22 protein-coding genes are annotated in these 23,335 nt (G+C 70.8%); 13 read left to right on the forward strand and 9 right to left on the reverse strand.

Going from position 1 to position 23,335, the window contains the following annotated elements:
- Positions 1–38 precede the first annotated feature (38 nt).
- Both IZR01_RS07810 and IZR01_RS07815 read left to right on the forward strand, forming a co-directional pair.
- The gene (locus IZR01_RS07810; protein WP_323746941.1) at positions 39–1,895 is read left to right on the forward strand and encodes a S53 family peptidase; all 1,857 of its coding nucleotides are present in this window, start codon (positions 39–41) and stop codon (positions 1,893–1,895) included.
- Positions 1,896–1,997: 102 nt separating this feature from the next.
- Positions 1,998–2,492, forward strand: coding sequence for a DinB family protein (locus IZR01_RS07815; RefSeq protein ID WP_194923425.1), 495 nt, complete (start codon positions 1,998–2,000; stop codon positions 2,490–2,492).
- Positions 2,493–2,529: 37 nt separating this feature from the next.
- Here IZR01_RS07815 and IZR01_RS07820 read toward each other — a convergent pair whose 3' ends face one another.
- From IZR01_RS07820 to IZR01_RS07835, 4 genes are read right to left on the reverse strand one after another with little or no spacing between them, the layout of a single operon-like run.
- Entirely contained in the window at positions 2,530–2,844 is a 315-nt protein-coding gene (locus IZR01_RS07820) for a hypothetical protein (RefSeq protein ID WP_194897029.1), read from the reverse strand.
- A gap of 21 nt (positions 2,845–2,865) precedes the next feature.
- On the reverse strand, positions 2,866–3,429 hold the full coding sequence (locus IZR01_RS07825; protein WP_194923426.1) for a dihydrofolate reductase family protein: 564 nt from the start codon (positions 3,427–3,429) through the stop codon (positions 2,866–2,868).
- 4 nt (positions 3,430–3,433) lie between these two features.
- Positions 3,434–3,895, reverse strand: coding sequence for an SRPBCC family protein (locus tag IZR01_RS07830; RefSeq protein ID WP_194923427.1), 462 nt, complete (start codon positions 3,893–3,895; stop codon positions 3,434–3,436).
- The gene (locus tag IZR01_RS07835) at positions 3,892–4,302 is read right to left on the reverse strand and encodes an ArsR/SmtB family transcription factor (RefSeq protein ID WP_323746942.1); all 411 of its coding nucleotides are present in this window, start codon (positions 4,300–4,302) and stop codon (positions 3,892–3,894) included. Before IZR01_RS07835 ends, IZR01_RS07830 begins: the two co-directional genes overlap by 4 nt.
- A 127-nt stretch (positions 4,303–4,429) precedes the next feature.
- Between IZR01_RS07835 and IZR01_RS07840 the strand changes: the two genes are divergently transcribed.
- Genes IZR01_RS07840 through IZR01_RS07850 form a run of 3 tightly spaced genes read left to right on the forward strand, consistent with a single transcriptional unit; the run spans position 4,430 to position 6,654 of the window.
- On the forward strand, positions 4,430–5,149 hold the full coding sequence (locus IZR01_RS07840; protein ID WP_194923428.1) for an ABC transporter ATP-binding protein: 720 nt from the start codon (positions 4,430–4,432) through the stop codon (positions 5,147–5,149).
- Positions 5,146–5,883 carry an ABC transporter permease gene (locus IZR01_RS07845; RefSeq protein WP_194923429.1) on the forward strand — a complete coding sequence of 246 codons (738 nt, stop codon included), beginning with the start codon at positions 5,146–5,148 and terminating at the stop codon, positions 5,881–5,883. The genes IZR01_RS07840 and IZR01_RS07845 overlap by 4 nt, the downstream gene beginning before the upstream one ends.
- 51 nt (positions 5,884–5,934) lie before the next feature.
- A complete protein-coding gene (locus tag IZR01_RS07850) occupies positions 5,935–6,654 on the forward strand; it encodes an HAD family hydrolase (protein WP_323746528.1) in 720 nt (239 codons plus the stop codon).
- A 92-nt stretch (positions 6,655–6,746) separates the two neighbouring features.
- Here the strand turns inward: IZR01_RS07850 and argS are convergent, their stop codons facing one another.
- Positions 6,747–8,597: an arginine--tRNA ligase gene (gene argS / locus IZR01_RS07855; protein ID WP_194923430.1), complete on the reverse strand. Its 1,851-nt coding sequence runs from the start codon at positions 8,595–8,597 to the stop codon at positions 6,747–6,749.
- Between the two features lie 174 nt (positions 8,598–8,771).
- Between argS and IZR01_RS07860 the strand changes: the two genes are divergently transcribed.
- The 8 genes from IZR01_RS07860 (at position 8,772) to IZR01_RS07895 (ending at position 17,479) form a co-directional block, all read left to right on the forward strand.
- Positions 8,772–10,184, forward strand: coding sequence for an MFS transporter (locus IZR01_RS07860; RefSeq protein ID WP_194923431.1), 1,413 nt, complete (start codon positions 8,772–8,774; stop codon positions 10,182–10,184).
- A 96-nt stretch (positions 10,185–10,280) separates the two neighbouring features.
- Positions 10,281–10,904, forward strand: coding sequence for a TetR/AcrR family transcriptional regulator (locus IZR01_RS07865; protein WP_194897021.1), 624 nt, complete (start codon positions 10,281–10,283; stop codon positions 10,902–10,904).
- 288 nt (positions 10,905–11,192) lie between these two features.
- On the forward strand, positions 11,193–11,294 hold the full coding sequence (locus tag IZR01_RS07870; RefSeq protein ID WP_194897032.1) for a cellulose binding domain-containing protein: 102 nt from the start codon (positions 11,193–11,195) through the stop codon (positions 11,292–11,294).
- 231 nt (positions 11,295–11,525) lie between these two features.
- Positions 11,526–12,449, forward strand: a complete 924-nt coding sequence (locus IZR01_RS07875; RefSeq protein ID WP_194897020.1) for a CPBP family intramembrane glutamic endopeptidase — start codon at positions 11,526–11,528, stop codon at positions 12,447–12,449.
- A gap of 71 nt (positions 12,450–12,520) precedes the next feature.
- Complete coding sequence (locus tag IZR01_RS07880) at positions 12,521–13,726, forward strand: sensor histidine kinase (RefSeq protein WP_438939654.1); 1,206 nt, start codon at positions 12,521–12,523, stop codon at positions 13,724–13,726.
- 4 nt (positions 13,727–13,730) lie between these two features.
- On the forward strand, positions 13,731–14,417 hold the full coding sequence (locus IZR01_RS07885; RefSeq protein ID WP_194897019.1) for a response regulator: 687 nt from the start codon (positions 13,731–13,733) through the stop codon (positions 14,415–14,417).
- A 353-nt stretch (positions 14,418–14,770) separates the two neighbouring features.
- Positions 14,771–15,736 (forward strand): hypothetical protein, encoded by a 966-nt coding sequence (locus IZR01_RS07890; protein WP_194897018.1) that lies wholly within the window; start codon positions 14,771–14,773, stop codon positions 15,734–15,736.
- 201 nt (positions 15,737–15,937) lie between these two features.
- Positions 15,938–17,479: an amino acid permease gene (locus tag IZR01_RS07895; protein WP_194923432.1), complete on the forward strand. Its 1,542-nt coding sequence runs from the start codon at positions 15,938–15,940 to the stop codon at positions 17,477–17,479.
- A 273-nt stretch (positions 17,480–17,752) separates the two neighbouring features.
- Here the strand turns inward: IZR01_RS07895 and IZR01_RS07900 are convergent, their stop codons facing one another.
- From IZR01_RS07900 to IZR01_RS07915, 4 genes are all read right to left on the reverse strand, one after another.
- Positions 17,753–19,897 (reverse strand): RecQ family ATP-dependent DNA helicase, encoded by a 2,145-nt coding sequence (locus tag IZR01_RS07900; protein ID WP_194923433.1) that lies wholly within the window; start codon positions 19,895–19,897, stop codon positions 17,753–17,755.
- Between the two features lie 269 nt (positions 19,898–20,166).
- Entirely contained in the window at positions 20,167–21,003 is an 837-nt protein-coding gene (locus IZR01_RS07905; protein ID WP_194923434.1) for a dioxygenase family protein, read from the reverse strand.
- A gap of 137 nt (positions 21,004–21,140) precedes the next feature.
- Positions 21,141–22,157 carry an AraC family transcriptional regulator gene (locus tag IZR01_RS07910; RefSeq protein WP_194923435.1) on the reverse strand — a complete coding sequence of 339 codons (1,017 nt, stop codon included), beginning with the start codon at positions 22,155–22,157 and terminating at the stop codon, positions 21,141–21,143.
- A gap of 61 nt (positions 22,158–22,218) precedes the next feature.
- Positions 22,219–23,109, reverse strand: coding sequence for a trypsin-like serine peptidase (locus tag IZR01_RS07915; RefSeq protein ID WP_194895814.1), 891 nt, complete (start codon positions 23,107–23,109; stop codon positions 22,219–22,221).
- Positions 23,110–23,335 lie beyond the last annotated feature (226 nt).

Raw genomic sequence — 23,335 nt, forward strand, 5'->3', positions numbered from 1 at the left:
GGTTCGTGCGACGTCGTTAGGGCGTGAGTTCAGAAAACGTGAGCAAGGTTTTTACCCGAAGCCGGGTCGTGGTCGCGGCGGCCGGTTGCGTCGCGCTGGTAGCCGGCGGTGCTGCGCTGGGGTTGTCCGGGAGCGCTCAGGCCGCCGGGGCGTCTCCGGCCGAGCAGCGGAACGTCCAGGTATGGCTGACGCCTGATATCGCGGGTGCCACCACCTTCGCCGACTCCGTATCCACGCCGGGTGGAGCCGGATTCCATCACTACCTGAGTCCGAACGCTTATACCGCGCGGTTCGGCCCGTCGGCCGAACACGCCAAGGCGGTATCGGACTGGCTGAGCAGCGTCGGGATGACTCAGGTGCGGGTCAGCAGCGGTCGGGACTACGTCTCGGCGACCGGCGACCCGGCGAAAGTGAAGGTGCCGGGCTCGCTCGCGCCTGACGTGTTGGGCGTGACGGGGATCGGCGAGGATGGCACCCCGGGCGCGGCTCGGGCGGCGGCTTCGTCCCGATCGGCCTCATCCCGGTCAGCTTCGCATCAGGCGGCGGCGCCGACCTGCTCGCAGTACTGGGGACAGCACGTTCAGCGCTACCAGCCCGCCTACCAGGGCCTGACCAAGGGTTCGCTGCCGATCTGCGGGTACTCGGCCGCGCAAATGCGGGCCGCGTACGGCGCCACGTCCGCGAACACCGGCAAGGGCGTCACGGTCGCGCTGACCGAGGATTCGACGCCGACGGCGATGTTCGCGACGCTGACCGACTACGCCAAGGCCAACCACCTGCCGGCGCCGCGCCGTGATCAATTCCGCGAGGTGCAGGGCGGCGCGGTCTGCGTTTCGGCGAGTAGTACCGCAGCCGCCGACCGGCACGCCATGGCGGCTTCCGCCGCCGCCGCGACGTCCGGGCCGCCCGTGGACGACGAGGCCGAGATGGACTCCGAGGCGGTCTACGCGCTGGCCCCCGACGCCGACCAGCTGATGATCGTCGGCGGCGGCTGCGACCAGGGCCTGCTGGACGCCGCGCTGACGGTGCTGACCGGCGACGGGAACCACCCGAGCGCCACGATCGAGTCCAACTCCTGGCAGATCCCGGTCGGCACCGAGCCCGCGCCGGTCATGCACGTAATCGACCTGCGCGCCGCGGCCGAGGGCGTCGGCGCCTACTTCGCCTCGGGCGACACCCCGGGCCTGACGATGCCCGCCTCCGACCCCTACGCCACCGCGGTCGGCGGCACCACCCTGGGCATCGGCGCGCACAACGAGCGGGTCTTGGAGACCGGCTGGTCCTCCGACCAGGCCAGCCTGGACAGCGGGACCTGGACCGACTCCGGGATCAGCAGCGCCGGCGGCGGCACCAGCCCGGACTACACACAGCCCGCCTACCAGAAGGGTGTCGTCCCGGCGTCGATGTCCCAGATCCGCGTCGGCGGCCGCACGGTCACCGGCCGCGCCGTCCCCGACCTCGCCGCCGACGGCGACCCGGACACCGGCATGCTGGTCGGCTACATCCAGCAGGGCACCGACGCCAAGCCAGGGCCGTACCAGAGCGAGCCCAACGCCGGCACCAGCCTGGCCACCCCGCTGGTCGCCGCCCTGGTCGCGGACGCGCAGCAGGGCCGGCCCGCCGCGTTCGGCTTCATCAACCCGCTGCTGTACCGGCTGTCCGGCACCGCCGCCATCCGCGACGTCCTGCCGCCCGGCGCCGCCACCGCGCAGCAGGACCGGGACGGCTACACCCCGGCCTCCGACGGGCTCAGCCCCAGCGTGGACGTCTTCGGCGTGACCACCCCCGGCGCGGGCCAGCAGGTGATCGCGAAGGGGTACGACACCGTGACGGGCCTGGGCACGCCGAACGGCGGCGCGTTCATCGACGGGCTGCGGAAGGCGGCGGGCCGGTAGCCCCGGCCCTCATGCCATAACAGCAAGATCGCGTGCCGGATCATGGTCGGGCTGCCAAGACTGGAGGAGCGTTCATCGACCCCCTCCAGAAGGAGTCCGACCATGCCGGCCCGCACCCGTCGCCGCGACACCCCGCCGCCCCGTACCGGCGGCACCGAGATCGAGGTCCTGCGCGGCTTCCTCGACTACCTGCGCACCTCGATCGCCGCGAAGGTCGACGGCGCGCCCGAACCACAGGTCAGAACGTCGGCCGTGGCGTCGGGGACCAATCTGCTGGGCCTGCTCAACCACCTGGCCTTCGTCGAGCGCTCGCTGTTCCTCGGCGAGCGGGTCAGCAGCTGGCCCTCGACCTTCCGGGCCGCCCCCGAGGACAGCGTCGCCGAGGTCGTCACCCGCTACCGGGAGGCGGTCGCCCGCGCGAACGAAGTCCTGGACGGCTGCACCGACCTCGCCGCACCGGTCCCCGGCCCGCGCCCGGCCGACCGCCCCGCCCCCGCCTTGCGCTGGGCCCTCACCCACATGATCGAGGAAACCGGCCGGCACGCGGGCCACGCGGACATCCTGCGCGAACTCATCGACGGCACGACCGGCCGATAGCGGATCTACTAGCGAGTCGAATAGCCGGCCGAAGCCGCTACTCGGCCTCCCGCGCGATGCGCAGGTCGATCTCATGCTCATCAGGACACGGATTGCCGTCCACCGGGCACAGCGTCGGAACGTTCGCGAAGCACCCCGGCAACATCTCCTCGGCCCGCTCGACACACATCGCGCAGGCGACGGTCGCGGCCGGGTTGACCTCGGTCTCCTCCGAGCCGCAGAACGCCCGCGTCCAGGACGCGTCGCGGCAGCAGACCAGGTGCGTGATCTCGTCGGGCCGGGCGACGAGGGTGTAAGCGGGCTGAGTGCGCTGGCTCGTACCGGTGCCGGTGCCGGAATCGGAGTCGGTCATGGCGACAGGGTAGTGGGACCTTCACTGCCCGAGACAGCGGTAGCGCAGGTGTACGACGCCGTTCCGGAATCGGCGCTCATCGAGGAGCTCAAAGTCGGCGCGCATGCCGGTCGGCAGCCCCGGCTTGCCCCCGCCGACGACGACTGGCAGGACGAACAGGTGGCACTCGTCGACCAGCCCGGCTTTGAAGGCCTGCGTCGCGAGGTCGGCACCGCCCACGGTGAGATCGCGGCCGGCCGCGGCCTTCAGTTCGCGTACCGCGGCGGGGTCGAAACGGCGTTCGAGCCGGGTGTCGGCAGTCGACACCGCGGCGAGCGTCGTGGAGTACACGACCTTGCTCGCCGCCTGCCAGGCGCTCGCGAAGTCGGCCATGAGGTCGGAGTGCGCGGCCAGAGCGGCGTCAGTCTCCCAGACGGACATCGCCTCGTACAGGCGCCGCCCGTAGAGAAACGTGCCCACAGACCGTAGGAGGTCGGTGTGGAACGCGAACACCTCGTCGTCGATCGGGAACCAGTCGAACGCGCCGCGTTCGTCCTCGATGTAACCGTCGAGGGACATGTTCGTCACGTAAATCAGCTTTGCCATGCCTCTACCTCTCGATGAGCGTGGCGTCCAGCTTGGTGAACGCTTGGCGCCAACCTTCCTGGCTGGGACCCGCCAGATGTTCGGGGAGCCACTGGCGGATCTCCAGTCGCGTCCGTCCGTCCGCCTCGTCGTGGAACTCGATCCGCAGTCTCGTCGCGAACGGCTCGACGCCCTCCGGCAGCCGACCGCTGACGTGCATGACCCCTTCGAGCAGTTCGCCGTCGGCGACGTCGATGAGGTCGACGTGGATCTGCACACGAAGCCCGGGTTCTGCCGCGTTGACTTCCGTCCAGCGCTGGAAGCCGCCGGGGCGCACGTCGAACTCGATCTCGTCGCGCGGCAGTGAGTTGCCGACCGGGCCCCACCACGCCGCCAGGTGGTCGGGATCGGTGAAGGCCCGATAGACGAGCGCCCGCGGCGCGTCGAACACCCGCGAGATGGCGAGCTGCGGAGTCTCCGTCTTCATTCGTTCTCCCTGGGGTTCATTCGGTCTCCCCGGGGCCCTCGGCCATCCGGTCCGTCGACCGTCCGGTCCGTCGCCCGTTCGGCGGCCTGCACCGCGGCGAGGTGCGCATCGAGGCGGGTGAGGGACGTGTCCCAGAACCGCCGGTAGCGCTCGATCCAGTCGGCCGCCTCGCGCAGCGGGGCGGCCTCCAGGCGGCTCGCGCGCCACTTGCCCGACCGCGACCGCGAGATGAGCGCGGCGCGTTCGAGCACCTTCAGGTGCCGTGACACCGCCGGCATCGAGATCGACAGCGGAGCGGTGAGCTCGGTGACCGTGGCGTCGCGTTCGGCCAGCTCAGCGAGGATCGCCCGCCGGGTCGGGTCGGACAGCGCCGAGAACACCGCGCTGAGCTGATCGGTGCCGGCCACCGGAAGCTCCCTTCACTTAACCAATGTGTTAAGCGTATTGAGGCGCGAGTGACGGTGTCAACGGATGAGCCGCCGGGCGGGGCCACAAGCCTTGACACCGGCCACGCCCCCGATCGAAACTCATCGCATGATGAATTACGCCGTCGAGGTCCGCGACTTGCGCGTCGTCCGGGGCGGCCAAGTGGTCTTACCATCCCTGTCCGCCCAGGTCGAGGTGGGTTCGGTCACCGGTCTGCTCGGCCCCTCCGGCTGCGGGAAGACCACCCTGTTGCGCTCCGTCGTCGGCGTGCAGCGGGTGGCCGGCGGCGAGGTGCGGGTATTGGGGATGCCGGCGGGGAGCCCGGTGCTGCGCGATCGCATCGGCTACGTCACGCAGGCGCCCTCCGTCTACGGCGACCTGTCCGTGGTCGAGAACCTGCGTTACTTCGCGGCGGTGATCGGGGCGCCGCCCGACGATCCGGAGCGGGTGATCGCGACGGTCGGGCTGGCGGGGAAGGAGACGGCGCGCGCCGATCGGTTGTCCGGCGGGCAGCGGGCGCGGGTGTCGTTGGCCGCGGCGTTGCTGGGGACGCCGAAGGTGCTGGTGCTGGACGAGCCGACCGTCGGGCTGGATCCGGCGCTGCGGGCCGAGCTCTGGGCGCTGTTCCATCGGTTGGCGACGGCCGAGGATCCGGTGACGTTCCTCATCTCCAGCCACGTCATGGACGAGGCCTCGCGCTGCACCCGCCTGCTCCTCATGCGCGAGGGCCGCATCCTCGCCGCCGACACCCCGCGGGGGTTGCTGGCCAGCACCGGCGCCCGCGATGTCGAGGACGCCTTCCTTCGCCTGGTGGGAGCCACATCATGAGCCTGCGACGCACCACCGCCACCGCGCGCCGGGTCCTGGAGCAGCTGCGGCACGATCCGCGCACCATCGCGCTGATGCTGGTCATGCCGTGTGTGCTGATCACGCTGCTGAAGTGGACGTTCGACTCCTCGCCGCACGAGTTCCAGGCGATCGGCGCGGCCCTGCTGGGCATCTTCCCCTTCATCATCATGTTCCTGGTGACCTCCGTCGGCATGCTCCGCGAACGGACCAGCGGCACGCTGGAGCGCCTGCTCACCATGCCGCTGGCCAAGGGCGACCTGCTCGGCGGCTACGCCCTCGCCTTCGGCGCCGTCGCCCTGGTCCAGGCGCTGCTGGTCTCGGCGCTGACGATCGGGCCGCTCGGGCTGAGCGTGGCCGGGCCGGCGTGGGCCGTGGTGCTGGTCGCGGTCCTGGACGCGCTGCTGGGCACCGCCCTGGGACTGTTCACGAGCGCGTTCGCCCGCACCGAGTTCCAGGCCGTGCAGTTCCTGCCGGCCTTCGTCCTGCCGCAGTTCCTGCTCTGCGGCCTGTTCACCCCGCGCGGCCAGATGCAGACCGCGCTGCGCTGGGTCTCCGACGTGATGCCGCTGTCCTACGCCGTGGACGCCATGGACAAGATCACGTCGCGGTCCGCGGTGACCGGCGCCCTGGTCGCCGACATCGCTATCATCGCCGGTGCCGGGGTTCTCGCCCTGGCGCTGGGTGCCGTGACGCTTCGCCGCCGCACGGACTAGCCCGGGCCGCTCGGGACGGACGCGACGCGACACGACACGAAGGGGCCAAGTGTGAGCGACACACTGCTGGTGCTGTGGGACATCGACCTGACCCTGATCAGGACGAGCGGAGTCGCCACCGAGGCCTACGCCGCGGCGGTCCAGGAGACCATCGGCAGCCCCTGGCGCGGTGACATGACCTTCAACGGCCTGACCGAACGCGCGATGGCCACCCGCATCCTGCGCATGCACGACGTCGAGCCCGAGCCCGAACTCCTGGCGCGCTTCCTGGTCAACATCGAGCGCGCCCTGCTCGATCGCGCCGAGGCCACCAAAGCCCGCGGCTTCGCGCTGCCCGGAGCCAGCGCCGCGCTTCAGGCCGTCGCCGCCGACCCCGCCATCCGCCAGTCGGTCCTGACCGGCAACATCCGCAGCGTCGCGGAGATGAAACTCCGGGCCTTCGGCCTGGACCCGTGGATCGACTTCAGCGTCGGCGCCTACGGCGACGACGAGTTCGAACGCAATGCCCTGATCCCCCACGCCTGGCACCGCGCCGAGACCCGCTACGGCCAGACCTACACCCCGGCCCGGACCGTCGTCCTCGGCGACACCGTCCGCGACGTCGAGGCCGCGCTCACCCACGACGCCGCCGTCGTCGCCGTCGCCAGCGGCACCACCTCCGGCGCGGACCTGCGGGCGGCCGGCGCGAAGGTGGTGCTGGACGATCTCACGGACACCGAGCGGGTGATCGCGGCGATCGAGGAGGCCTCGGCGATCGCGGCTGCGGCCTAGGTCGCAGGCGCTGGCGCTGGCCGTGGCGCTGGCTTTGGCACCAGCACCGACACCACCTCAGAGCCGAATCGCCGAATCGCCGAGTCACCGGCTCAGAGCTGATCCGGCGCGCTGATCCCCAGCAGCGCCAGCCCCAGCTTCAGCGTCTCCCCGGTGAGCTCCACCAACGCGGCCCGGTTCTCCCGCACCGCATCGGTCGGCGCCTTCAGCACCGGGCAGTTCTCGTAGAAGTCTGAGAAGGTCTGCGCCAGCGCGTACAGATACGACGCCAGCCGGTGCGGCTCGAAGTTCTCGATGACCGCGGCCACCGTCGCCCCGAAGTCGTCCAGGTGCAGCGCCAGCTTCCGCTCGGCCGGCTCCAGCGCCAGCTCGCCGTGCACACGCACCTCGGTACCCGCCGGCAGCTTGCGCAGGATCGAGTGGATCCGAGCGTGCGCGTACTGCAAATACACGCTGGTGTTGCCGTGCAGCGAGACCATCCGGTCCAGGTCGAAGATATAGTCCTTGGTGCGCGAGGTCGACAGGTCCGCGTACTTCACCGCTCCGATCCCGACCACCTTGGCCTCGGCGCGGGTGTCGGCGGCGGGCAGGCCCGGGTTCTTCTCCTCGACCGTGGCCACCGCGTGGTCGACCGCGTTGTCCAGCAGCTCGATCAGCCGCACGGTCTTGCCGGCGCGGGTCTTGAACGGCTTGCCGTCGGTGCCGAGCACCGAGCCGAACTGGACGTGCACCGCCTCGACGTCCGCCGGCAGGTAGCCGGCCCGGCGGGCGGCCTCGAACACCATCCGGAAGTGCAGCGCCTGGCGGCTGTCGACCACGTAGAGGATCTGGTCGGCCTTCAGGGTGTTGACCCGGTAGCGGACGGCGGCCAGGTCGGTGGCGGCATAACCGAAACCACCGTCGCTCTTGCGCACGATCAGCGGAACCGGGTCGCCGTCCGGACCCTTGATGTCTTCAAAGAACACGCACAGCGCGCCCTCGCTCCACACCGCGACGCCGCGCTTCTCCAGGTCGGCGGCGACCTCGGCGAGGTAGGGGTTGTAGAAGCTCTCGCCGACCGCGTCCGCGTCGACCAGGCGCACGTCCAGCCGGGCGTAGACGTCCTCGAAGTAGCGCTTGGACTCCGCGACCATCTCGCGCCACGCGGCCAGCGACTCCTCGTCGCCGCCCTGCAACGTCACCACGCGCTTGCGGGCCCGGTCGGCGAACTCGGTGTCGGACTCGAACAGCACGCGGGCGTCGCGGTAGAGGGTGGTCAGCCAGGAGATGGCGGCCTCGCCGGAGTGCTCGGCCCGCGCCGGCCGGGCCTCGGGGTGCTCGACCAGGTACTGGATCAGCATGCCGAACTGGGTGCCCCAGTCGCCGAGGTGGTTCTGCCGCAGCACGGTGCGGCCGTCGAACTCCAGCAGCCGGACCAGCGCGTCGCCGATGACGGTCGAGCGCAGGTGGCCGACGTGCATCTCCTTGGCGATGTTCGGCTGGGAGTAGTCGATGACGGTGGTCCGGCCGACGGCGGTCGGCGGGACGCCCAGCCGCGGGTCGCCCAGGCGCTCGGCGGCCTGGGCGGCCAGGGCGGCGGCGGTGAGGGTGAGGTTCAGGAAGCCGGGGCCGGCCACCTCGACGGCGGCGATGACGCCGGAGGTCGGGACGGTTTCGGCCGCGGCTTCGGCATCTTCGGCACCGGCAGCGGTACCGGCTTCGGCGGAACCTGCGGCGTCGGCGGCGGCACCCGCAGCCGGCGCCAGCACCGCGGCGACCCGGGTCGCCAGCTCGCGAGGATTGCCCTTCACCGCTTTGGCCAACGGCAGCACCCCGTTGGCCTGGAAGTCGGCGTGGTCCGAGGGCCGGATCAGCGGGTCGGCACCTCGCGCCGCGTCGCCCAGCACCGCGGTCAGCGCGGCGCGGACGTCGTCCGCCAGGATCTCCGACAGTGCCTTGGCCATGGGGTTCCTCGCTGGTCGGACCGGTTTTCCGGCGGTGATGGCAGGGGTGCCATAAGCCTATCGCCTGGGCCGTTGCGACTAACTCAAACACTAGCGTTTGACTTAGTCGACGCCAGCGGGCCATCGTAGAACTCGAACATCCCTGTTTGATTTCTCTGACCGGAAGGGCCCGCGATGGAACCCGAACCCAATCCCGACCCGCGCCGCTGGACCGCCCTGACCCTGCTCTGCCTGGCACAGTTCATGTTGATCATCGACATCACGGCCGTGAACCTGGCGCTGCCGTCCATGGCCACCGGCCTGTCCCTCGGCCGCCAAGCCCTGACCTGGGTCCCGGCCGCCTACACGCTGTGCTTCGGCGGCCTGCTCCTGCTCGGCGGCCGGCTCGCCGACGGGCTGGGACGCCGCCGCGCGTTCCTGCTCGGCCTGGCCGCGTTCACCGTCGCCTCCCTGGCCTCCGGGCTCTCGCACTCAGCCGGGGAACTCATCGCGGGGCGCGCGGTGCAGGGTGTGGCCGCCGCGCTGCTCTCCCCGGCTGCCTTGTCGATCGTCACCACGACCTTCCACGGACCCGAGCGGACCAAGGCGCTCGGCGTCTGGGGCGCGATCAGCGGAGCCGGGGCCGCGGTCGGGGTGCTGGTCGGCGGCGCGCTGACGTCGGGGCCGGGCTGGCGCTGGGTGTTCTTCGTGAACCTGCCGGTCGGGCTCGTACTCCTGGCCCTGCTCCCCCGCCTGGTCCCGGCCTCAACCCCGGCCCGGTCGCTCCGCGGCCTGGACCTGCCCGGCGCCCTCGCCGCGACCGCCACCGCCGCACTGCTGGTCTACGGCCTGATCCACGCCGGAAGCGCCGGCTGGGCCACGGCCGCGACCCTGCTGCCGCTGGCCGGCGCCGTGGTGACCGCCGGGGCGTTGGTGGCGCTGGAACGCTCGGCGAGGCAACCGCTGCTGCGGCCGGGCCTGATCCGCGACCGCTCGGTGGTCGCGGGGACCGCGGTGATGTTCGCGGCGACCATCATCCTGATCACCGGCTTCTTCCTCATCTCCTGGTACCTCCAGTACCGCGCGGGCTACTCGGCGCTGAAGACCGGCCTGGTCTACCTGCCGGTCGCGGTGGCGACCGGCCTCGGCGCGCACCTGGCCTCGCACAGCCTCGGCCACCTCGGCTTCCGCGGCACGGCGTGCGCCGGATTCACACTCGCAGCCGTCGGCGCACTGCTGCTGACCCGCCTGCCGGTGTCAGGGAACGCGGCGCTCGCCGTACTGCCCGGGTTCATACTGCTCAGCGCCGGAGTCGGCATGGCGCTGGTGACGGCCACGACCGCCGCCCTGCACCAGGCCGACCAGCGCGAGGCCGGGGTGGTCTCCGCACTGGTGAACACCGGGCACGAGCTCGGATCGGCGCTGGGCGTCGCGCTGGCGTCGGTGCTCGCCGCCTCCAGCCTCGGCACGGCAGCCACCGGCGTCGGCGGCTTCCGGACGGCGTTCGCGCTGGCTGCCGGGATCGCACTGGCGGCCGCGGCCGCCGCGCTGAGCGCGCTGCCCGCGGGACGTCCGGATCCGGCGGCGCGGCCGGTGTTCGGGCACTGATGGGCTGCGGCGTCGTAGTCGTGGCGTCGTAATCGTGGCGCTGTAGTCGTGGCGCCGCGATCGGGCGGCCATGGCCCCAGGCCATACCCTGAGGCCATGGCCCCCAAGACCGACAAGCGCCCGGCGAAGCGCGCCGACGCTGAGCGGACCGTCACGGCCGTCCTGGACGCGGCCCTGCGGAGCTTCGCGAGCAGCCCGGACACCACCGTCACCGAGATCGCCAAGGCGGCGGGCGTGGGCCGGGTGACGGTCTACGGCCACTTCGACTCCCTCCCGGCGATCGTCGACGCCCTGCTGGTCCGCTCGCTCGCCGAGGCCGACGCCGGTTTCGCCGAACTGGACCTGGAATCGGGCACCGCCACCGCGGCCGTGGACCGCCTGCTGCACGCGCCGTGGCTGCTCGGCCGCTACCAGGGGCTGCTGGCCGCGGCCACCCGGCACCTCGGCCCGGAGAAGGTCCGGCAGCTGCACGAGCGGGTCTTCGCCCGGATCGAGGCGGTGATCGTCCGGGGCCGCCACGACGGTGAGTTCCGCACCGACCTACCGCTGCCGTGGGTAATGGCCTCGATCTACGCCCTCGCACACGCGGCCGCCGCCGAAGCCGACGCGGAGCGGCTGCCGCGCACCGAGGCCGCCGACCTGCTGAGCACCACGTTGCTCGGGCTACTTCGGGATCCGGCAGCGGGCTGTCAGAGCGAACCTGCGCAAATGACGCCATGAGCAACACACGTTGAACGCGATCTGCGTTCCCCAGCCACCTGCCGTCGCCCCGAAAGCTGAGCGTGCCGAAAATCATCCCCGCGAGCTGGGATGACGCTGGATCGCGGGCGTTGAAGAGAATCACGGGTGGGGCTACCGCCGCATGGCCTTGCCGAAGGTGCCGATGACCGATGCCGCGCCCAAGCGCAACGCAACGCGCCGCGCCGCGCCGCGCCGCGCAAAGCTTTCGCACGATGCGGCCTTCGGCAAAGCGCTACAACACTGCCGTCACCTGACGCTTGAGCGGCCATCGCCCCCGGCGACACTGGGCAGTTCGGCTTCCAGAGCACCTGGGCCTCGAACGTCACCTCGCCCACGAGCTTCGCCCTCAACGGAACCGCGTGCAGCTGACCGGCCGGCTCCAACGCGCCCGGCAAGTCGCGAACCTTCCCGATCGTGTTCGCGGCTATGAGGATGACTCGCGGCTGTATGAGCCCACTGACATCGTCGTGTTCATCGCCCCGCATCCCCCGTGAGAGCTACCGGAATCGTCCGCTGGCAGGTGATTCGTGATGGCGGCCGGATTCCTAGCGTTGGTGGCAGGTCGCCCGCTGGGGCGATCGCAATCCCGGGAGGCTACCGATGGGCACGACGGATATTCGCTGCGACACAGACCTCGATGACAGACCGGTGCGGTCCGGCCACGGTGCTGGACCGGTGCGGTCCGGCCACGGTGACGGTGACGGGCGCCTGAATCAGCTCGTGCACTCGCCGCTGAGTTGGGCGCTGGCCGGGCTGGCGGGTGTGGGTCTGGTCTCAGGTCTGACCGCGACCGGGCCGGGCCCGGTGCCGCTGCTGGGCGGGGTCGTCGCGATGGGGGTGTACTGGCTGGTGATGCGCCGCCTGGCGCGGCGGGCCACACCGGAGATCGCCCGGCGTGGCGCCGGGCGGCGGGTGCTGCTGGGCGGCGCGATCGGGCTGGGGTTCGTCGCGGCGGCCACAGCGCTGATCGCGGCGTTCGGCGGGTACTCGTTCTCCTGGGCGCACCATGCCGTGCTGCCGACCTTGGCATCGGTGCTGGCGCTCCAGGCGGGGGCCGCGGTGACCGAGGAGCTGATGTTCCGCGGGGTGGCACTCCAGGCCATCGAGCAGCGCTGGGGCAGTCGGGTCGCGGTCGTGGCCACGGCGTTGTTCTTCGGCGCCGCACACCTGGCCAATCCGGGGGCGACGCTCTGGAGCGGGCTGGCGATCGCGATCGAGGCCGGGGTCATGCTGGGGGCGGCGTTCCTGTGGCGGCGCAGCATCTGGCTGGTCGTCGGCGTGCACTTCGCCTGGAACACCGTCGAGCAGTTGCTGGGCGTCCCGGTGTCCGGGCACGCCGCCGATGCCCGGCTGCTGACCGTGCACACCAGCGGCTCGCACCTGCTGACCGGCGGCGGGTTCGGCCTGGAGGCCTCGGTCGTCCCGGTGGTGATCAGCCTGCTGCTCGCGGTGCCGATGTTCGCCGCCGCCCGCCGACGTGGCAATGTGGTGCCCGCACGCCGCGCCAACCGGAGGAACCGCTAGTGAACGCGTCCGCCACGCCTCGCCGGCCGGTGCCGCCGCGGGGCGTGCGCGGCTTGCGCGGCTTGCGCGGCATAGGCGGCTTGCGGGACTTGCGCCGCCGCCAGGATGCGCTGATCGAGGACGGCGTGCTGGCGGCGGCGCTCGCGGTGCTCGCCTTCGCTCCGGCGCTGTCGAAGGTCGGCGCGCAGATAGGCGACCTGCCCCGCCGCCCGGCCGACGCCCTGAGCGTCGTGCTGGCCCTGGTGCAGACGCTGCCGCTGGCCGCGCGGCGAAGGTTCCCGGCGGCCGTGCTGACGGTCATCGGCGCCGGGTTCGCCGTGGATCAGGCCCGGGGCTACCCGACGACGTTCGCCAGCATCGGGCTGTATCTGGCCCTTTACTCCGCGGGGGCCGACCAGGAGCGATCACGCCGCGTCGCCGCCGCCGCCGCGACCGCCGGTTACGCAGCGCTGGCCCTGGTGCTGCACCACCTCGGTTCGCTGCTCGGGTTCGGCGACTACTTCGCCTTCTATCTGGCCGCCGCCGCGGCCTGGCTGGCCGGCGGCCTGATGCGCAGGCTGCGAGAGCAGGAGGCTGAACGGCGGCGGCTGGCCGCCGAGGCCGCCACCGCCGCCGAACGGGCCCGGATCGCCCGCGAACTGCACGACGTCGTCACCCACCACGTGACGGCCATGGTGGTGCAGGCCGACGCGGCGCAGTACCTGCTGGAATCCGACCCGCAGCGGGCCTCGGCCGGGCTGACATCCGTATCCGACACCGGGCGGCGCGCGCTGACCGAGCTGCGCTATCTGCTCGGTGTGCTGGAGGCGACCGGCGACAAGCCCGCCGGCGACCCGACGCGCCCGGACCTCGCCCCGGCCCAGGGCGCGATCGCGGACCTGGTCGAGCAGGCCAGGGCCGCGGGTCACGCCGTCGAACTCAGCGAAGCCGGTGAACGACGAGTGCGACCGGCCGCGGTGGAACTGGCCGCGTACCGCGTGGTGCAGGAGGCGCTGACCAACGCGATGAAGCATGCGCCCGGGGCCCGCACCCACGTCCGGCTCAACCAGCACCCGCGGCACATCGAGGTCGAGGTGAGGACCGAGGGATCCGCCGTGGAAGGACCGGCGGCCTCCGCATCCGCCTACCGCGCACCGGAGCTGCCGGCCGGCGGCCGGGGTCTGGCCGGCCTGCGCGAGCGCGTCCGCGTGCTCGACGGCGTACTGGAGGCCGGCCCACGCCCCGACGGCGGATTCACCGTCCGAGCCCGGATCCCGGCCGGACCCGATCAGGAGTGAGCCCATGACCGACCAGCCGATCCGCGTGCTCGTCTGCGACGACCAGGAACTGGTGCGCACCGGCTACGTCACGATCTTCTCCGCACAGCCCGACATGGAGGTCGTCGGCGAGGCCGCCAACGGCCTGGAGGCGGTCCACGAGGCGACGCGCCTGCGTCCCGACGCCGTGGTGATGGACATCCGGATGCCCTTGCTGGACGGCATCGAGGCCACCCGCCGCCTGGCCGGGCCACAGGCCGCCGACCCGCCGAAGATCCTGGTCGTCACCACGTTCAACGTCGATGCCTACGTCTACGAGGCCTTCCGCGCCGGAGCCAGCGGTTTCCTGCTCAAGGACGCACCTCCGGCCCAACTGGTCAACGGCGTCCGCACCGTCACCGGAGGCGAAGCCCTGCTGGCACCGGCGGTGACTCGCGCGCTCATCGGCCACTTCGCCGAACGGCTGCGCCCGGGCGACCCGTCCCGCACGGCGCGCGAAGACATCGTGCGCACGCTGACGCCTCGCGAGTTGGAAGTACTCGAACACATCGCCCAAGGGCTCTCGAACGCCGAGATCGCCACAGCACTGTTCATCACGCCCGAAACCGTCAAGACCTACGTGTCACGGATCCTCGCCAAACTCGACCTGCGCGACCGCGTCCAGGCAGTCGTCCTGGCGTACCGGATCGGGCTCGCCGGCGGCGCGGCCTGAACCGGCCCGATCGCAAACATCGCCGCAAAGACCGCACTGCGCTTCGCGCCACGCCCTCGTTCGCCGCGATCGCCGCTCTCAACACCCTGATCAGGGTCGCGGCCCGCCGCCGGGACCGCCGGCCCCGGCCCCCGGCCTCGTCAGGGCGCCCCGGAACATCGGGCCCTGATATGGTCACTCCCCAGCAGTGTCGCCGACCGAACACTCGATGTGATCGGAACCGACAACGGCGGGGCGATCGGACAGCTATGACGGGGGAGGGAATTTGTGACGATCAACCTGGGGATGTGCGGATCCGGTGACTTCGGTGCTCCGGACTCGCAGTTCGCCCAGCCGGAGTCCGGCGGTGCCCGGTGAGAGGATCACAGGGCTCTTCATCGGCCTCGGAACGACTGATCTGGAATCCGGCGGGATCGGATCGCGATCTGGCCACGGCTTGTCAGGACCTGGCCGCCGGGCGGTTCCGGCCGGCCAAGGATCTGCTGGCGGCGACCGGTCGGCAATGGGATCTGCGGTGCTACCGGATGTTGCTGCTCGCGCAGGCCGCCGCTCCGAGTGCGGCCGTCGAGCGGTGGCGCAGCGAGGAGCCGGACAACCTCGACGCCGTGCTCCTGCAAGCCAGGACGGCGGTCATCCGCGCCATCCGGTCCCAGCGCGAGAAGCACCACAGCACGCCGGCTCTCGTCGAACTCGCCGAGAAGTCGTGCCTGGAAGCCGCCCAATACGCGCCTGGGGATCCGACCCCGTGGGTGGCGCGGTTGCAGTTGCACGTCAGGGCACCAGAGGAGACGACGCCGCGCGAGCTGATGGCCGAAGTGCGGCGGCGTGATCCGTGGAATCGCGAGGGCTTCCACCGGCTGCTCGCGGCGATCGGCTCCGCAGCCGGCGGGGCCGTGTCGGACGTGTTCGACATGGCCAGGTGGGCGTCGTCCAACGCGCCGGCCGGATCGCCGATGCACGTGCTGCCGCTCGTGGCATACGTCGACGGGTTCCAGCGCGAATCCGGTGACAGCGCGCGGGCGCGCTTGATCAACGGAGACCGGCAGTGGGCGGCCGTCCACGCGCGATTGGACATCGAGCGTGCCTACCAGTCCTGGTTCGCCAGCAAGGCCCGCGCGGGGCCGACACTGCTGCCGGATCTGCACCTGATGGCGCACGCGCTGTGGAAAGGAGGTTATTTCACTGACGCCAAGCCGGTGTTCGAGGAGATCGGCCGCTACGCGCTGACCATGCCGTGGTCGCTCCACGGCCAGGCCGCCGAAGTGTTCTCCAGAGCACGAGAACGTTGTATGCGGGCTCCAGCACCACCAAGCCCCTGATTCAGCACCACCTAACCCCCGCACGTCCCGGAAGCGGCGTTCTGCTCACCCCCACCACGCTCACGATGCCGCACCCGGAGCACGACCTTCCGCACAGCTGCCGCGGACTGTCGTGCAACTGCCCTGGCGGTGGCCTGCTTTCGCAGCCGCCTGCCAGTCCGCCCCGGCCCCTGACCGATTCGACTCTTTGGAGGTGCGCTCATGGCGCAGACCAGAGACACCGACGCAGCTTCCCGGCAGCGTCGCAGCAGATCGTCGTTGACCGAGGACGACCTGCGGTTGCACGAGCTCGGATACCCCAGACAGCTCGCGAGGCGGGTCAACGCCTTCGGGAACCTGGCGATGTCCGCCACGATCATCAACTTCATCACCGGGATCATGTACTCGACCGCGCTCGTGATGGCCTCCGGCGGCCCGCGGGTCATGGTCTGGGGCTGGGTCCTGGTCGGCCTGATGGTGCTGTTCGTCGGCGCCTCGATGGCCGAGATCAACTCGGCGCTGCCGACGTCCGGCGCGCTGTACTACTGGTCGGCCAAACTCGCCAAACGGCATAACGCGGCCTGGTCCTGGTACACCGGTTGGCTGAACTTCGCCGGCCAGATAGCCGGGACCGCCTCGGCCGACTTCGGCGCCGCCACCTTCATCCAGGCTCTGGCCGCGGCCCAGTGGAGCTCCTACCGCCCCACCACCAAGGGCACGCTGGCCATCTACGCCGCCGTCCTGGCCGTGCACGGGCTGCTCAACACCTTCACCGTGCGGCTGGTCGCGTTCTTGAACAAGGTCGCGGTGTGGTGGCTGCTGATCGGAACCATGGTGATCGTCGGCTGGCTGGCCGTGTTCCCCTCGCACCACACCTCGGCGTCGTTCGCCTTCACCCACTTCGTCAACAGCACCGGCTTCCATTCCGGGATCTATGCCGGATTGATCGGGCTGCTGTTCAGCGCCGGCACCTTCACCGGGTTCGACGCCTCCGCGCACATGTCGGAGGAGACGGTGCACGCCTCGGTGTCCGCGCCGAAGGGGATGGTGCGCTCCATAGCGTTCTCCTGGATCGTCGGGCTCATCCTCATCATCGCGATGACCTTCTCGATGACCGACTACAGCAACCAGGCCGGCGCCCCGGTGCCGCCGCTGGTGATCTTCACCGGCGCGCTCGGGCTGACCACGGCCAAGCTGTTCATGCTGGTGGTGATCGGCTCGATGCTGTTCTGCGGCCTGGCGAACCTGACCTCGAACTCCCGCCAGATCTTCGCCTTCTCCCGCGACGGGGCGATGCCCGGCTCCAAGTGGTGGCGCACGGTGCGCAACGGCACCCCCGTCAACGCCGTCTGGTTCGCCGCGGTCGGTGCCTTCGTGCTCGCGGTGCCCTCGCTGTGGAGCACCACCGCGTTCCCGGCGATCGTGTCGATCAACGTCATCGGGTTGTTCGGGTCCTACGGCATCGCCATCTGGCTGTGGCTGCGCCGGCGGGGGGACTTCGAGCGCGGGCCGTGGAACCTCGGGCGGTTCAGCGTCCCCGTGGCTCGCGTCGCGATCACCTGGGTCGTTTTCAGCAGCATTCTGTTCCTGCTACCGCAGGTCAGCCCGATCACCGCCAAGACCTTCAACTACGCGCCGGTCGCGCTCGGCGTGGTGCTGGTGGTCGCCGGACTCTGGTGGGTCATCACCGCCCGACGCAGCTTCCAGGGTCCGATCAGCTACGGCACGCCTGAGGAGTTGGCACAGATAGAGGCCGAGCTGTGAACCCGCACCGAGGGATACCGCCAAGGTGGTAGGCCCCCGGAGGGGTGATGTGAAGCGCCCCGGGTTTCCGCCGCGGCGATAGCTTTGGCAGCAGGTCAGGACCGTTGCTTGACCTGCTGCCACACCGAGCGGTACGGCCCGATCCCGGTGCGGTTCAGCCCAGTTCAGCTCAGTTCAGCGCAGTTCAGCCGTTCCCGCCGTCGCTCCACAATCGATCGCGCGGTCGTCAGGCGTTCTCTGCGGTCGACTGCGGTCAACTGCGGTCGAGCGCGGTCAGCCCTGCACCGCCAGTGCGAAAGGCAGAACAGCTCCGGCTCCGGCCTGGCGGAGCAGCCGGGCGGCGACGGTCATGGTCCAGCCGGTGTCGACCGAGTCGTCGACGAGCAGGATCGGGCCCTGATTCGCGGCGATGGCCGCGGCGAGGTCGTCGCTGATCGTGAAGGCGTCGTGGACCTGGCGCAGACGCTGCGCGCTGTTGCCACGCGGGGCCTGCCGTTCCTCCCGGAAAGCGGGCTCGACGGCGCCGAGGTATCCCAGCCGCCCGATGGTCGCGATCCGGCGTGCGGTGTCGGCGATCAGGCCGGGCCGGGTGTGCGAGCCGATCGACACCACGGCGGTGGGCCGGTGCTCCCAGCCCCAGTTCGCCAGCACCTTCACGATCCCGTCGGCCATCGCGGCCGGCAGCGGCTGGTCCGGCGCGCCGTCGGCGAGCAGGTCGCGCAGCCGGTTGCCCCATCCCAGATCGGTGAGGCGGCCCAGCGCCCGGCCGGTCTCGGCGCTCTCGGACACGGGGATCTTGCCGGTCAGTGCCACCCCGAGCGCCGACATCCCGGTCGGCCACAGCTTGCGCGACGCGATCTCCACCCCGGGCTTGGCCAGCGCGGCGCGCGCCGCCTCGGCACCCTCGCCGGTGACGCTCGCGGTGAACTTCGCGCCGGCGCAGTTGTCACAGCGGCCGCAGGGCCCTTCGATCGCGGGGTCGTCGAGCTGCCGGCGCAGGAATGTCATGCGGCACTCGGTGGTCGTCTCGTACTCGATCATCGAGCGCTGCTCGGTCTCGCGAGCCGCCGCCACGCGCGCGTAGCGCTCGCCGTCGTACTCCCAGCTCTCGCCGGTGGAGACCCAGCCGCCCTTGACGCGCCGCACCGCGCCGTCCACATCCAGCACCTTCAGCATCGTCTCCAGGCGCGAGCGCCGCAGGTCGACGCGCGGCTCCAGGGCCGCGGTGGACAGCGGACGGCCGGCGGCGGCCAGCGCGTCCAGGGTCGCGCGCACCTGCTGCTCCGGCGGGAAGGCCAGCGAGGCGAAGTACTGCCAGATCGCGCGGTCCTCCTGCCCGGGCAGCAGCAGCACCTCGGCGTGATCCACGCCGCGCCCGGCGCGCCCGACCTGCTGGTAGTACGCGATCGGCGAGTTCGGCGCGCCGAGATGCACCACGAAGCCCAGGTCGGGCTTGTCGAAACCCATGCCGAGCGCGGACGTGGCGACCAGCGCCTTGATGCGGTTGCCGAGCAGGTCCGATTCGGCCTGGCGGCGCTCGGCGTCCTCGGTGCGGCCGGAGTAGGAGGCCACCTCGAAGCCGCGGGAGCGCAGGAAGGTCGCCACCTCCTCGGTGGCCGCGACCGTCAGGGTGTAGATGATGCCCGAGCCCGGCAGGTCCGGCAGGTGCTCGGCCAGGAACGCGAACCGCTCCTCCGGGCTGCCCAGGCGCACCACGTGCAGCGACAGCGACTCACGATCCAACGTCCCGCGCAACACCAGGGTCTCGGTGTCGGCGCCATCGCCGGTGCTGTGCGTCCCGAGCTGCTCCGCGACATCCGCCACCACGCGCGCGTTCGCCGTCGCGGTCGTCGCCAACACCGGCACGTCCGGCGGCAGATCCGCCAAGAATGTTCGAATACGGCGATAGTCAGGGCGGAAATCATGGCCCCAATCGCTCACCGTGTGAGCTTCGTCGACAACGAGCAATCCGACTTCGGAAGCCAGCTTGGGCAGCACGTCGTCGCGGAAGTCGGGGTTGTTCAGCCGCTCCGGTGAGATCAACAGCACGTCGACGACACCCTCGGCGACCTCGGCCTGGATCTCCCGCCACTCGTGCAGGTTCGCCGAGTTGATGGTCCGCGCCCGGATCCCGGCCCGCTCAGCGGCCTCGATCTGGTTGCGCATGAGCGCCAACAACGGCGACACGATCAGCGTCGGCCCGGCACCCCGGGCCCGCAGCAAGGCCGTCGCCACGAAGTACACCGCCGACTTTCCCCAGCCGGTCCGTTGCACCACCAGCGCCCGCCAACGGTGCACGGCCAATGCTTCAATCGCCGTCCACTGGTCCTCACGCAGCCGCGCGGCATCGCCGGCCAGCCGGCGAAGCGCCGCCTCGGCTTCTTCGCGGCCGATAGGACTCGTGACATCGTTACGCATGGAGCCATTTGTACAGGTTCGCTGTGACACGCGGGAGCCGCGATCGCGCGGCCGGCACCCCGAACTTCAACGAAGTCGGCGCGCACAGCCGCCCGGCAGCGCTCATATCGCCTGGTCAACGCCGCGCTGGGACGCGCACGGGATATCACCGCCGCCGGGCCCCGAACAGCACCCCGGCGCGGCGCGGGCTTGGCGGATGCCCGCGCCGCACCAGGTACCACCGCCGACGCCCGGCGTCACGCCGGCGGTGGCACGACCCGCGCCGCCCGCTACTGGGCCTGCCAGAGCGACGGGGCGTTCGGCGGCTCCCAGCCGGCCTGCGAGGTGTGGGGCTGGAGGCACACGTAGGTCTTGCCGCCGTAGGTGACGGTGTCGCCGGCGTTGTAGGCGTGGCCGACGGCCCAGCCGGCGCCGGGCGGCGGGGATCCGCCGCCGGGGTCATGGTCCACGTTCAGCACGAACTCGAAGGTGGCGGCCTCGCCCGCGCCCTGCTGCGTCACGTCCATCAGCAGGCGCGCGTCGAAGATGCTGTCGGTGTCGTTCTGCGGGACGCCGGGGAAGTACAGCTGCGTGGTGAGGATCGGCTGGTTCGGCGCCTGCACCTTGACGTGGATGTGCTTGGTGCGCCCCGGGTACAGGCCCGGCACGATCGTGGTGAGCGCGAAGTTGCCGTTGACGTCGGTGTACTGGTGGCCGCGGAAGTTGAAGCCGGTCATGTCGTAGTTACCGCCGTCGTCGGCCTGCCAGAAGTCCAGCAGGGCGGCGGCGATCGGCAGGCACGACAGGCCGTAGACGACGCCGGTCACGGTCAGCGGCGTACCAGGGGTGCTGGGCGTGGCCAGCACGGACCGCTCCGGGGAGTCCGGCTTGAAGTACGGACCCTCGATCTGGTCGATGGTCGGCGCGTCGCCGTCCTGGCAGGCCGGCGTGATGGCCCGCGGCCCGTTCGGCCCGGCGGCCACCGGCTCACCCCGACTCTCATCGGCGGCGGCGTCCTTGGCGAACCCCCCGCGTGCGACCACGAGCGGTGCCGCGAGCCCGGTGGCCACAGCGGCCTTCAACAACGTCTTGCGGGTGATTCCGGGCGGGTCCTCGGGGACGGACATGGCGACTCCTTCGGTGGCGGACGGAGACGAGAACTGGTTGTGACAGGGTTCCGGTGACAGTGTCCTTGTGACAGGACTCTGATACTCGAACCCGTGCACAGCAGAATCTAGGCACTCCGCCCCGGCACCGAAATGGACTAGACCACGGGATCGTGGTGCATTCCTCCGGCCCGGCGCCGAAACTCCCCCGGACTGAACCCCGTCTCCCGCCGGAAGAACCGACAGAAGTACGCCGGATCACCGAATCCCGCCTGCTCCGCGACCTGCCGCACCGCCAGATCGGTCCCCGTCAACAACCGCTTGGCCTCCACCACCCGCTGCCGCCGTGTCACCTGCCCCGGGGTCAGCCCGGTCTGCTGCCGCACCAACTCGTGCAGGTGGCCCGGCGACACACCGATCTCGCGCGCGTAGGAGATCAGGGTCCTGTTCCCCTGTCCTGGCGCCGCGGTCAGGCGCAGGAACCGGTCGACCAGGTCCCCGGCCGACGTGACCGGCGCGACCGTGGCCGCACCCGCGATCGGCGCACCGGCGGGGCCAACCGCTCTGGTCGCCCCGGTCGCCCCGGTAGATGCCGACGCACCGCCCGCCCCCGCAATCCGCGCCGCCCGCACGATCAGGATATGGAGATACGCACGCAGCACCCCTTCATGCCCGCCGTCCCCCGCGCGCAACTCCCGTTCCATCTCCGCCACCAACGCGACCAGCCCGGCCATCTGCGCACCGCCCGGACTGAGCCACGTCAGCGGATACAACGCCTGCAACACCGACACATCCTCGGGGTGTCGCACCAAAAAGTCCTCATTGAACAACAGCACGAACCCGTCAACCCCGCGCGCCCCCTCCCAGTGATGCACCTGCCCCGGCACGATCACCCCGAAGTGCGGCGGCACGATCGGCAACGGCTGCGAGTCCACGACATGCCGGCCCCGACCGGCGGTCACGAGGACGATCTCGTAGAACGTGTGCCGATGCGGGAAGTCAGCCAGCGACAACGGGCCGATCCGCTCGAACGAGCCCACGGCGAACGGCAGCAGGGCCACTTCGGGGACTTCGAGCTCGTGGAGGTCCAGCGCGGTGCGGTTGAGGCGGCGGGCCGGCGGAGCAGACGGAAGAGGTGCGGACGACAGAGGTGCGGACGACAGACGTGCGGGCATGTTCGCATCCTGCGATGCGCGCGGCTGCGCGTCCAGTGGGAGGTGATGTGAGGGAGCCCCCTCACCCCCCGGTGGCCGCCTTGAAAATACCCGCGATCCGCGAACTGAAGTAGATGCTGTAAGAGACGTCCGGCGAGTTGCCGCCCTGCTCATACCCGCCGAGTATCCCGACCAGCTTGTCCCCCGAAGCCATGAACGGGCTCCCGCTCGCCCCGTCCGGCAGTCCTGCGCACCCCAGTTCCAGCTGGGTGTCGCTGAACTTCGCCGTCGAGGCCTGGCAGCCCACCGGCTTGGCGGCCGTCAGCGGGTAGGAGACCACGCTGATCTTGTTCTCGTAGCCGGGCTCGGCGGTGAACGTGTTCGCGCCGGTGATGCTCTCCAGGGTCTGCGAGCCGCCCCCGACCTTGCGCACGTCGAGGAACGCTATATCCGCGTCCTGATCCTCGGAGGCGACCCACTTGGAGTCCACATACGCCTTCGTCGCGACCCACATCCCATACGGCGCGATGTCGTCGTGGTAGCCGGGGACGAAGACGATGTGGTCCTGCCAGCCGCCGAACAGGGTGTTGTGGACGCAGTGGCCGGCGGTGACGACCAGGTTGCCGGAGGGGCTGTGGACGACGCTGCCGGTGCAGTAGTGCGCCGACACGACCCCGCCGACGCTGAAGAACACCGCGCCGACCTTGGGGATGCCGTCGAACGCCTGGGCCGTGAGCTTGCCGTTCTGGGTGGCGCCGGCGGGGATCGGGGCGGTGCCGACCGGGCCGGAGTGCAAGATGGTGTGCGGGTCGTCGAGCTTGGACTCCAGCACGTGCGTGACCACCGTGGCGGCGACGTCGGTGGTGGAGTCCGAGCCGCCGCCCTTCGCGGACGAACCGCCGTGGCAGGCCGTCGCCGCCACCGAGAGGACGGCGGCGGTGGACGCGAGCAGGGCGGTGCGGCGGCGCTTCATGGCTGAGAGTATGCCTCCTGATTCAAATCGGTGACAGTCGCGCAGCATATTCAGGTGCCCCCGTCATCAGGATCTCGAAGACAGCGATCGCAGCACCGCCGCTCGGACAGACAGGGAGCCGCGATCATCCGTAGTGTTTGGCAAGCCGCTGACGAGCCCGGGCAGGAAAGCGCCGAACGGATCGACGTCGAACACGAACTCTGATTCGTGGTTGTCCAGGGCGAGG

Source organism: Catenulispora pinisilvae, assembly GCF_015356865.1.
GTDB lineage: Bacteria > Actinomycetota > Actinomycetes > Streptomycetales > Catenulisporaceae > Catenulispora > Catenulispora pinisilvae.

Excerpts from the sequence above, each read along its gene's own strand:
- IZR01_RS07860 (WP_194923431.1), top strand. The coding sequence starts at position 8,772 with ATGGAACCCGAACCCAATCCCGACCCGCGCCGCTGGACCGCCCTGACC.
- IZR01_RS07840 (WP_194923428.1), top strand. The coding sequence starts at position 4,430 with ATGATGAATTACGCCGTCGAGGTCCGCGACTTGCGCGTCGTCCGGGGC.
- IZR01_RS07885 (WP_194897019.1), top strand. The coding sequence starts at position 13,731 with ATGACCGACCAGCCGATCCGCGTGCTCGTCTGCGACGACCAGGAACTG.
- IZR01_RS07915 (WP_194895814.1), bottom strand. The coding sequence starts at position 23,109 with ATGAAGCGCCGCCGCACCGCCCTGCTCGCGTCCACCGCCGCCGTCCTC.
- IZR01_RS07825 (WP_194923426.1), bottom strand. The coding sequence starts at position 3,429 with ATGGCAAAGCTGATTTACGTGACGAACATGTCCCTCGACGGTTACATC.
- IZR01_RS07830 (WP_194923427.1), bottom strand. The coding sequence starts at position 3,895 with ATGAAGACGGAGACTCCGCAGCTCGCCATCTCGCGGGTGTTCGACGCG.
- IZR01_RS07820 (WP_194897029.1), bottom strand. The coding sequence starts at position 2,844 with ATGACCGACTCCGATTCCGGCACCGGCACCGGTACGAGCCAGCGCACT.
- IZR01_RS07875 (WP_194897020.1), top strand. The coding sequence starts at position 11,526 with ATGGGCACGACGGATATTCGCTGCGACACAGACCTCGATGACAGACCG.
- IZR01_RS07815 (WP_194923425.1), top strand. The coding sequence starts at position 1,998 with ATGCCGGCCCGCACCCGTCGCCGCGACACCCCGCCGCCCCGTACCGGC.
- IZR01_RS07910 (WP_194923435.1), bottom strand. The coding sequence starts at position 22,157 with ATGCCCGCACGTCTGTCGTCCGCACCTCTGTCGTCCGCACCTCTTCCG.
- IZR01_RS07865 (WP_194897021.1), top strand. The coding sequence starts at position 10,281 with ATGGCCCCCAAGACCGACAAGCGCCCGGCGAAGCGCGCCGACGCTGAG.
- IZR01_RS07845 (WP_194923429.1), top strand. The coding sequence starts at position 5,146 with ATGAGCCTGCGACGCACCACCGCCACCGCGCGCCGGGTCCTGGAGCAG.
- IZR01_RS07895 (WP_194923432.1), top strand. The coding sequence starts at position 15,938 with ATGGCGCAGACCAGAGACACCGACGCAGCTTCCCGGCAGCGTCGCAGC.
- IZR01_RS07900 (WP_194923433.1), bottom strand. The coding sequence starts at position 19,897 with ATGCGTAACGATGTCACGAGTCCTATCGGCCGCGAAGAAGCCGAGGCG.
- IZR01_RS07905 (WP_194923434.1), bottom strand. The coding sequence starts at position 21,003 with ATGTCCGTCCCCGAGGACCCGCCCGGAATCACCCGCAAGACGTTGTTG.
- argS (WP_194923430.1), bottom strand. The coding sequence starts at position 8,597 with ATGGCCAAGGCACTGTCGGAGATCCTGGCGGACGACGTCCGCGCCGCG.